Raw genomic sequence first — 8,825 nt, forward strand, 5'->3', positions numbered from 1 at the left:
ACGAACGACTCCCAGCACATTCCGAAGCCTTCATCAACTGGTCCATGATCACTATGATGACCCGACGCCTGGCCCGCCAACAAAGCCAGGCCACGACCACCTAACCCAGTTCAAAGACAGGCTCTAACAACCACCACGAGAACGGCCCGACGAACCGACGCTGGTTCATGATCAATCGAACCTCGCTGGGTCTGATGAAGCTCGCACCGTAGGGGGTTTGGGGGACTCGGTCCCCCAACATGATCCGAAACGAGCCGGCGAGCGCTCTCCGCGAGCACTCGCCGGCCGAGTGGAGCTAACGTCAATGCATAAGAACTCCGAGGTACTGGCCGACGGACCAGAGGTCACTCTGCGGCCGGTCCGGACTCGCCAGGCGTCGGCGGGCTGACGGTCACCTCGAACCCGCCGTTGTCGCTGACTCGGACCCCGGACAGGTCGACGGCGAACAGGTCGGCGTCGAGTTCGCCTCGCTGGTGGGTCGTCAGCAGTGCGAGGGTCTTGCAGCCGGCTTCGCGCGCGGAGGTCAGCCCGGCTGGTGAATCCTCGACGGCCAGGCAGTTGGCAGCGTCGATGCGTAGCCGTTCGGCCGCTGTGCGGTAGGGGTCTGGCTTGGGCTTGCCGGCTGAGACGTCTTCGGCGGTGATCAGCACCGGCGAGTCTGGCAGACCGGCCGCAGCCCAGCGGGCCTGGGTCACGACCTTGGTACCCGAGGTGACGACGGCCCAGCCATGCGCGGGGAGAGTTGCGACGAGGTCCGCCGTGCCGGGTAGGAGATCGACTTGAACGAACTCACGGATGCAGGCGTCGATGTAGCGCGCGAACGCTTCCTCCGGCGCGACGGGTAGGCGGCTCGCATAGTGTGCGATGACGTCCCGTGAGCGGCGGCCGTGGACGCGTTCGAGGACGTCCTCAGCGGGCAGGTCATACCAGCTCGCGAACGCGCGCCACGAGCCTTCGACGGCTGCGGTGCTGTCGACCAGCACACCGTCGTTGTCGAACAGCAGCCCGGCGGCCCGGACGGTGCGTGCGCCGCTCACATGACCCCGATTCGCTTGGCGAGCGAGCGCAGTTCCGGCCGTGCTCGGCGGAGTTGGGCACCGACGATCTCGCGCACGAGCGGGTGCGGTCGCACATAGTCGGGCGCCAGTTTCTCGGCGGCGAGCAGCGAGTCGAGCGCCTCTCCGTGTTTGCGGGCGTGCTCGAACGCGCGAGCGAGGTCGATGGCCAACCGAGCGCGCCTCTCTCGGCCAAGCCCCGATGCCCCTACCTGTCTCGCATGGCTGATCGCGCGCTTGGCGTCGCCCAGCTCAACGGCCACGGCTACCTGGTGAATCGCCACGTTGGCCGTGCCGAACATCGTGTCGTAATGGTTGCTGTCGCCGCCGAGCCGAGTCGCCGCGTCGGCCGCTTCGCGAAGGTGTGCGGCGGCGTCCTGGCGGTTGCTCCAATACGCGGCGATAAGCGCGGCCTGAAGGTGCATCGTGCCCCACAGGCTCAGGTGGCCAAGGGTCGCGGAACCCAGTCCCTCCGCCAGGTCCTCGATCGTGGCCAAGGCCAGAGCGCGGGCGGGGCCAGGCGCGTTGGCTGACTTGTAGACCTCGATGTGGTTCCAGGAGTTGGCGGCGGCGAGTAACGGATCGTCAGTCTTCCGCGCCGCTTGTCCGGCGAGTTCGGCAGACATCCAGGCGAGGTCGAGGTGGCCGAGCTTCTTCGTCATCGACCGCGCGTCATGCATCGCCTCTGCGGCCATGGTCTGCACGGTGTTCTGGCCGGACTCGATGTCCGCGATGTCGCGGAGGTCGTCGAGGAGCGCCGGCAGTGACATGGCCAGGTCAGCGAAACGGGCGTCTTGACGAAGCTGGTTAGCCGTGTCGACCCGCCGCCTCAACTCCTCCACGGTGTGCCGGGCGCCGGTGGACGGAGGGCTGATCGCGGGTGTTGCCCATCGCATGAGCGCCTGCCGCAGTTCGCCCACGACGACGGCCCGACCGTGCTCTCCTGGCACGTGTGGGGCCTGGCTCTTGCCTTCCAGCACGACGGCGTCAACGTCCAGGACCTCGGCGAGTTTCAGCACGACGGACTTGCGGTCCAGCGGAAGGACACCACGTTCGATCTTCGAAACCCAGCCGGGAGAGCGGCCGACCAGGCCGGCGAGGGTTTCCTGCGTGATTCCGCGAGCGATGCGCGCACGGGCGACCCGCTCGCCGATGGTCATCTCGGTCGGCAGATCCACTGGTTCGTCTCCCTCGTAGTCGCCGTAGTGCCCACGGTACTTCGCGGCTACTTCGGCGAACTGGCAGAAAAACTGCCAGTGATCAGTGTCGACCTTACCTAGCGTTACAGGCAATGACCAGATGGCTACACCCTGGGAGGGCCTGTCACATGCGAACCGATCTCCAGAGAATCCCTGCTCAACCGCTGGTCTGTCCGGCCACGCGGCGAGTTTCCGGGCAGGAGCGGTGAAGCGTCCTGAGCGGCTGGGTCTGGCTGTCCGTGTCACTGATCGGTGCCGGAGTGGTCATGGTGGCCTCGCTGCATTTGCCGCTACCGCCGAGTCTCGGACCAGCCAGCGGCAGGCGCCGACTTCGCCGAGGACGGCCACGGTCGGCCGCCCGCAGTGTTCGCCGGCCAGCCGAGGCCGAGCGGCCGCCGCTGGAGCTGGTGACCGCCGCCGAACCGAGCCGGATGCGGCCATACGTGCAGGACACCTTTCCCACCACGATCATGACCTACTCGGGCTTCGACGCGGAACAGACCGTGCCCGACATGTTCACGTGGCTGGACGAGGAGGAGCGATGGCTGATCGCTCGCTCGCCTCAAGCGGAGGTGCTTGGTGACTGACCTCGAACAGAGTCGAACCGTGCTGGTCACCGGAGCCGCTGGCCTCATCGGGGTTCCGGTCATCCGGTATCTGCGACGTAGCGGATTCGAGGTAGTCGCTGTCGATGACGGGAGCGCCGGCACGTTGCGCCGGCTGCGTGAGTTCTCCGGGTGTCCGGACGTCACAGTGCGCGTTATCGACATCCGGCACGGTGCCGAGCTTGCCGGACTGGTGGCGGCGGAGTCCCCGTGGGGTGTTATTCACCTGGCCGCACGCCATTTCATTCCGGAATGCGATCGACTTCCCAGTGAGACTCTGGGCATCAATGTCATGGGAACTCAAAATCTCATCGACGCTTGCGTCGCGCATCCGCCTCGTCGTGTCGTTTTCGCGTCGACGGCGGATGTCTACGAGGTCAGCTCCGATCCTCACCACGAGAGCAGCCCCGTTGGCCCGCTTGGCGTCTACGGCTGTTCGAAGCTGATGGGCGAGCGCCTCCTGTGCGATCAAGCCTTCCGCCTGAAGGGCTGCGGGATCACGATCGCCAGATTGTTCAACGTCTACGGTCCGGGCGATCCACATCCACATTTGATTCCAGAATTGGTGCACCAGTTCCGACGTGGCCAGAATTTGCGACTTGGCGACCTGAAATCAGCCCGCGATTTCGTATACGTGGACGATGCTGCCGAGGCTTTGGTCACGTTACTCGAAGCCGACCGGTCCGGTGTCTTCAACGTCGGAACGGGGGTCGCCACGCACGGATACGAGGTCCTCAAGATGGTCGCCGGCCTGATGGGACGTGCGGCGGCCGTTGAGGTCGACAGCGACCGCCTCCGCCGCAGGGCACGCCCGGTGTCGTGCGCGACACCGGACCGACTGCGCGAACTACTGCCGGGGTGGCCACGCATGACGATGCGGGAAGGGATCAAACGCGTGATCGAGATCGACTCCGACACCGACGAACCTCGCTGGAGGGCATCGTGAGCGCGACGCCTTCTCTGGTGTTCCTGCTAGACACTCCGAACATCTGGCGCGGCCAAGCGCTCGCGGGTACACCTGCCAGGGTCCTTGCCTTGGCGGAGCACGGCCATCGGGCGGGTGCCACCGTGACACTCGCCTTATGCGATCGCGGCGCCGATTACGGCACACCAGCCGACTGGACATTCGACACCCTGCTGGTGAATCCGGCTGACTTCTACTACACGGAGTGGCTGGCACGAGCACTCGAGCCAGTCCCGGCAGATTTCCTGGTGATGTGCGAGGCCGAGTCGCTGCTGGCGGCCGGGCGCCAGCTGGCGGAACAGCTCGGCGCGCGGCTGGTGTACGACGTCCACGACGACGAGGCCGCCTTGGCGGCCAGCCTCGGAGAGCCACCCGAGATCGTCGACCGCTACGAGTCAACGCAGCGAGCCGCGCTGGCAATCGCGGACTACGTCATCGTGTCGACCCGCCATGAGGCGGAGATGGCGGACGGCCTTGTGATTCCTGACCGCAGCGCGCTGCTTCCCAACGGCGCTGACCCTCACCAGCGGACTGACTGGGGACCGGACGACAGTTCCGCGACCCTGGTGTTCCTCGGGAACCTCTTCTACGAGCCGAACGCTCGTGCTCTGACGGCCATTCGTACCGTCGTGCTGCCGCCACTGCGGGCGGCCGGCGTCGACGCGCGTGTTCGTGTAGTCGGCCGCGGTCCCGCCGACATGACACAGCCGGCCGAGAACATCGAGTTCACGGGACGGGTGGACACGGTCGACGAAGCTCTTCGAGGTGCGACCGTGGCCCTCGCGCCGCTGACTGCCGGGTCCGGCGCGAAGATGAAGGTCCTGGACTACTTGGCGGCGGGTCTGCCCGTGCTCGGGACGAGCGAGGCCGTCAGCGGACTTCCACCAGAACACCCAGGTGTCGTCGTGGAGAACGACTTGAGCGCCTGGCCATCGGTCCTCGCCGAGCTGCTGCGTGCCCCAACTCGGCTTCGAGAACTTGGTCGTGTGGGTCGCGAGTGTGTGGAACGGGAACTGTCCTGGCAGCAGGTCGGGACCGATCTCCTGCGCCACACGCACCGCTGGCTCAGCTCACCATTCCCGACCGCTCGAAGCGATGACGAGGTGTCGCGCCCGCCCAACATGCCCCGCTGGTTCGCCGACCATGTAGGCCACAACGCCCTCGGAGAGCCAAAGACGACTATGCCGGGACGCCCGCGCTGGCTGCGCAATACGCGGCATGTGAACCCGACAGCGGCGCACATGGAGCGCGGCTGATGACCATCCGGTTCTACGACCTGACGACCTGCACGTGTTCGGTGACGGCGGACGACCTGGTGCACGAGACGATGGCTCACTACCTCAGCGCCCACCAAGTGTCCAAAGTGGACCATCCAGACGTTGAACTCGACCTTTGCGCGGACGCTGACGCCGTCACGTCCGTCCGAGCGTCACTCACGAACATGCCACCCGACGCGATTCGTAGAAGCCATCCAGAGCAGCGCTACCTGGTGTGGACGACAGGCACCCATCACGAGATCTTGCTGCCCGAACGGACGACGGATCATGTCATCACCACCACCACGAATCGCGTCGGGGTAACCGCCGATCGGATACGAACGGCGGCCACGATCGGCATCCGGATCGTGCGCCAGCTCATCATGCGCGGCGGCGAGGCCCGCGACGGTCGAGCGGTGCACGCGGGCGCCATCGACATCGACGGCGCTGGCGTCTTGGTCGGCGGGCATCCAGGAGCCGGCAAGACGAGCGTGTTGACGAGGTTGGTCGAGGACCACGGCGCGCGATCCGTCGCCAACGACCGCACGGTGCTCGCGCCGTCCGGCGACGGCTCATGGATGGCGGCCGGTGTCCCGCTCGCGTGGCGGTTCACCCCTGAGGGGGTCGACGGCTCGCCACGTCTCGCGGCGAGCGTTCGAAGCCGGCGCTTGGCACGCGGGCACGGGCTGGTGGACGGAAAGGTGGAGCTGACTCCCCTGGAGATCAGCCGGATACTCGACCGCCCGGTCATCGCCTCGACTCAGGTGACACGGGTCGTCATCCTGGTCCGTTCGCCCGACGGCGCGCCGCGGACTCCAGACCCGGTATTCCTTCGCGAACGCCTGGATTTCGGCGAGGCCGACTTCTTCGCCGAGGATTGGCTCGATCTCCGAAGCCGGCTCGACGCGCCACCCGCCACCGAACGCTCCAACGTGCACGACTGGTGGGCCAAGGTCGCCTCGGCGGTGCCGATCAAGGTGCTGACCTGGGCGAATCCGACGGAGTTGGCGCGAGTCGCGGCCGCTGTAGCGGGAGCGCCGCGATGAGGGGATGCGTCCTGGCCGGCGTATGGGGCGCCGGTAAGACGTCGATCTACGAACGCGTGGTGGCTCGACTGATCGGCGGTGGATGCCAGTCCCTGATCACCCTGCCGCAGGCCGCGACGGTGACAACGCACACCTACGCCCCTGGCGACGCCGCAGACCACGCGGCCGGGATCCTCTCATGGCTGAGGAATCTGACCGCCTTCCTGGACGACGTCGACCGGCGGTTCCAGAGCAGTGGCCTGCCCAACCACCGATTCGCGCACGCGTGGACGCCCACGTGCGTCATGGAAGGACTCGGGTTCGACCTCCCAATTTACGAACTGCCGGCGTCCCGTCAGGCCGTGTTGGGATCGAACACCACTTGGCCGCCGTTGGCCTGTGGCTCGTCGTTCTCCACGTTCCGGCCGATCGCATCCGTGAGCGGTGTATCGAGTCCACACGGCTGATCAGAGGGCCGCGCTGGACGAAGTACGTCAACAGCTTCGGAGGTGACGACGACGCGCGGGCCGAACACATCAGACTCGCTCAGGAGCGCTTGATGAGCTGGGCCCGAACATCGCCGATGCGGCTTCATGTGATCAGCGTCGACTCGGGCAACTGGGATGATCACGCCGACGAAATCACGGATCCGATCACGTCGTCACCGAGGACCAGACATGTTCCGCGCCATCCGAACGCACCCATCTCCGCAGTCGCCGGAGGTAGTCCTCCCGCATCGCCTGGTCCTTGACGCGCGTCCAGTAGTCGACACCGGTCAGCAGCTCCAGTCCAGTCGCCACCGACAACCGCTCCGACCAGAGCGGAGGACGACGCTCAGCGACGCCGTAGCCGTTGGCGAACGCGTCGGCCCACTCGGGACGGCCCTCGAACATCCACATGGCGGGCTTGACGAAATCCATCGCCGGATCGACCCACCGGAGGTGCTCGAGGTCCAACAGGGCCCGGAACCGGCCATCGACGCCCAGCAGAATGTTCGGCAGGTACATATCCAGATGCGCCACAGCCGGGCGCACCAATCGCGACACCGCGTCACCCAGACGATTCAGCATGTCGAGTCCGGTGGAGATGACGCTCATCGAGGCGCTCTCCATCTCACCGTTCCGGTCGCCGTAGGCACGACGCAGCAACTCCGCGCGAGAGGCCACAACCTCGCCCCACGTTCGAGGACCGGGGCGCAGACCAATCACGGCGTCACCAAAGGCTGGCACCGGCACCCGGTGCAACTGGGCGAGCGCCGAGCCGGCCAAGCGCAACGCGTCGACCATCAGATCCGCTGGCAACGAGCTAGACGCTTCCTCGGCGTCCTGCCCCTCCAGGTACTCGGCGACGATCAACAGACGACCACCAACGGTCTCGCTGGACGGGGTGAAGCCCAGCAACCTCGGTACGGGCACATCGTGTTCAGCCACCCGACGATGCTCGGCCAACCGATCCAGCACTACCTCGGTATGGTCGGTCAGCTGGACCTTGCCGACCAGACGGCCGATACCCGACTCCAGCACCCACGAACGATGGCTGCGACCACTCCGCAGCGCCCTCACCGGACGGACTGGAGCGGCGTCCGGCAGCAACCGTTCCACGGCGACGGCTACCCGCTCAGCCGACGGTTCAGCGATATTCACAAGCTGCAACACTAGAACTACCGACCGACACGAAAGGCATCGCATGAGCGCCGCGACTACGGAGATCATCACCAGGGCAGTCATTCGCCGCGAGGGCCAACTCCTGATGGCCAAGCAGCGGACGAAGTCATGGTCGTTCCTGCCCGGCGGGCACGTCGAGCCGGGCGAGCGCGTCGAGGTAGCGCTAGTGCGCGAGATCGCCGAGGAACTCGGCACCGAGGCCAAGATCGCCGGATTCGTCGGCGTCGTCGAGCACGGCTACGTCGAGGACGGCGTCACACATCACGAGATCAACCTCGTGTTCGAGGTGGACATCGCCGACGCCCAGCCCACCAGCAAAGAGGACCACCTCGAGTTCCACTGGCTGCGCGCCGAGGATCTCGCCGACACCGATGTGCGGCCAGGGTCGCTGAAGACCGCGCTCTTGGCGGCTGGCGAGGACCGGACGCCGTTCTGGCACGCGTGGAATGGCTGACCCGGGCTGATCTATCCAGGTCAAACCCGCCATCGGGGCTGCACGTCAAGGAGCCGTCCCGTTCCATTTCCGGATACGGGGGGTGGCGGATAGCGCGGGCGAGAGCTTGGTCTTCGGGGCTGAGGACGAGGGAATGAGTGGCCCACAGGACTTCGACGAAACGTTCCAGGATGAGCAGGCGGGGGCGTCCACAATTGGCGCGTTCGCGGTGGTTGCCGAGTGCGCCGATGGCGAGCCGCAGGGGGCTTGCGTCTGACCTGCGGCGAACGTACCGTGCTTCACGGTGGTGTTGTCTACCCTCAAGTCGTTGAAGCGGGGCGGTCCGGTCGGGCCGCCCCGCTTCATGTGTCGGGGTGTTCGGCGTGTTGTTGGTCGAGGATGGCGCGGAGGGTAGCGCGGGCGAGGTCTTGGCGGGTGGGGTCGAGCTGGCGGTAGAGGTCGACCAGCTGTTCGGCATCGACGCTGAGAGGCTCGGAGTCGAAGAGTTCGAGCCGGGCGTCTTTGGCGAACGCGGCGGTGACCTCTTTGAGTGGGGCGCCGAGGACTTCGGCGAAGCGTTCGAGGATCTCCAGCCGGGGGAACCCGCCGCGCACTGAGGGTTTG

10 protein-coding genes are annotated in these 8,825 nt (G+C 66.3%); 6 read left to right on the forward strand and 4 right to left on the reverse strand.

The window, feature by feature from the left end; genetic code table 11:
- Positions 1-344: 344 nt before the first annotated feature.
- Together ACRDTB_RS35960 and ACRDTB_RS35965 are read right to left on the reverse strand one after the other, a co-directional pair.
- Positions 345-1,037 (reverse strand): HAD-IA family hydrolase, encoded by a 693-nt coding sequence (locus ACRDTB_RS35960; RefSeq protein WP_431436721.1) that lies wholly within the window; start codon positions 1,035-1,037, stop codon positions 345-347.
- Positions 1,034-2,233 carry a helix-turn-helix domain-containing protein gene (locus ACRDTB_RS35965; RefSeq protein ID WP_431436722.1) on the reverse strand — a complete coding sequence of 400 codons (1,200 nt, stop codon included), beginning with the start codon at positions 2,231-2,233 and terminating at the stop codon, positions 1,034-1,036. Before ACRDTB_RS35965 ends, ACRDTB_RS35960 begins: the two co-directional genes overlap by 4 nt.
- A 428-nt stretch (positions 2,234-2,661) precedes the next feature.
- Here ACRDTB_RS35965 and ACRDTB_RS35970 point away from each other — a divergent pair, with 428 nt between their 5' ends.
- The 5 genes from ACRDTB_RS35970 to ACRDTB_RS35990 are packed head-to-tail and all read left to right on the forward strand — an operon-like array spanning position 2,662 to position 6,571.
- Positions 2,662-2,841: a hypothetical protein gene (locus tag ACRDTB_RS35970; RefSeq protein ID WP_431436723.1), complete on the forward strand. Its 180-nt coding sequence runs from the start codon at positions 2,662-2,664 to the stop codon at positions 2,839-2,841.
- A complete protein-coding gene (locus ACRDTB_RS35975) occupies positions 2,834-3,805 on the forward strand; it encodes an NAD-dependent epimerase/dehydratase family protein (RefSeq protein WP_431436724.1) in 972 nt (323 codons plus the stop codon). Before ACRDTB_RS35970 ends, ACRDTB_RS35975 begins: the two co-directional genes overlap by 8 nt.
- Positions 3,802-5,079: a glycosyltransferase family 4 protein gene (locus ACRDTB_RS35980; protein ID WP_431436725.1), complete on the forward strand. Its 1,278-nt coding sequence runs from the start codon at positions 3,802-3,804 to the stop codon at positions 5,077-5,079. The genes ACRDTB_RS35975 and ACRDTB_RS35980 overlap by 4 nt, the downstream gene beginning before the upstream one ends.
- Positions 5,079-6,125, forward strand: coding sequence for a hypothetical protein (locus ACRDTB_RS35985; RefSeq protein ID WP_431436726.1), 1,047 nt, complete (start codon positions 5,079-5,081; stop codon positions 6,123-6,125). The genes ACRDTB_RS35980 and ACRDTB_RS35985 overlap by 1 nt, the downstream gene beginning before the upstream one ends.
- A 59-nt stretch (positions 6,126-6,184) precedes the next feature.
- Positions 6,185-6,571, forward strand: coding sequence for a hypothetical protein (locus ACRDTB_RS35990; RefSeq protein ID WP_431436727.1), 387 nt, complete (start codon positions 6,185-6,187; stop codon positions 6,569-6,571).
- Positions 6,572-6,757: 186 nt separating this feature from the next.
- On the opposite strand, the gene ACRDTB_RS35995 is transcribed toward ACRDTB_RS35990, so the two are convergent.
- A complete protein-coding gene (locus tag ACRDTB_RS35995; protein ID WP_431436728.1) occupies positions 6,758-7,831 on the reverse strand; it encodes an aminoglycoside phosphotransferase family protein in 1,074 nt (357 codons plus the stop codon).
- Between ACRDTB_RS35995 and ACRDTB_RS36000 the strand changes: the two genes are divergently transcribed.
- Positions 7,791-8,222, forward strand: a complete 432-nt coding sequence (locus ACRDTB_RS36000; protein WP_431436729.1) for an NUDIX domain-containing protein — start codon at positions 7,791-7,793, stop codon at positions 8,220-8,222. The two genes, ACRDTB_RS35995 and ACRDTB_RS36000, sit on opposite strands and share 41 nt — an antisense overlap.
- A gap of 341 nt (positions 8,223-8,563) precedes the next feature.
- On the opposite strand, the gene ACRDTB_RS36005 is transcribed toward ACRDTB_RS36000, so the two are convergent.
- The coding region (locus ACRDTB_RS36005) for a hypothetical protein (RefSeq protein ID WP_431436730.1) at positions 8,564-8,825 on the reverse strand (262 nt) is incomplete at its 5' end.

The organism is Actinophytocola sp. (genome assembly GCF_050699935.1).
GTDB lineage: Bacteria > Actinomycetota > Actinomycetes > Mycobacteriales > Pseudonocardiaceae > Actinophytocola.

Excerpts from the sequence above, each read along its gene's own strand:
- ACRDTB_RS36000 (WP_431436729.1), top strand. The coding sequence starts at position 7,791 with ATGAGCGCCGCGACTACGGAGATCATCACCAGGGCAGTCATTCGCCGC.
- ACRDTB_RS35985 (WP_431436726.1), top strand. The coding sequence starts at position 5,079 with ATGACCATCCGGTTCTACGACCTGACGACCTGCACGTGTTCGGTGACG.
- ACRDTB_RS35995 (WP_431436728.1), bottom strand. The coding sequence starts at position 7,831 with ATGACTGCCCTGGTGATGATCTCCGTAGTCGCGGCGCTCATGCGATGC.